A 262-nucleotide genomic window follows, 5' to 3' on the forward strand; every position below is an offset into this window, starting at 1 on the left:
TGCCAAGGACGGTGCGGTTTTCCCACGGAAAGACGAACACCGCTCTTTTATCGACAGGGTGTAAAAAAGTATAGGCCTGATGAATAGGCAAGCGCTCTTGACTGACTACCAAATGACTGCCGCGTGAGGGACGGATCTGCTTATTAAAGGTTTGCTCCGTTTGCTTACTGGCTTGCATCCGTAAGGTGTCCGCCCAAGCACCTGTGGCACTAACCACGACTTTGGCATGAACTTTATAAGTCTGATTGCTATTTTCAAAAGA

The 262-nt window shown here is 48.1% G+C and carries 1 protein-coding gene; it reads right to left on the reverse strand.

Annotation, left to right across the window (positions count from 1 at the left end; translation table 11 throughout):
- On the reverse strand, positions 1-262 hold a 262-nt coding region (locus tag AAEZ05_RS29060), incomplete at both ends, for an FAD-dependent oxidoreductase (protein WP_350650083.1).

The organism is Pseudomonas sp. HY13-MNA-CIBAN-0226, assembly GCF_040310305.1.
Lineage (GTDB): Bacteria > Pseudomonadota > Gammaproteobacteria > Pseudomonadales > Pseudomonadaceae > Aquipseudomonas > Aquipseudomonas gregormendelii.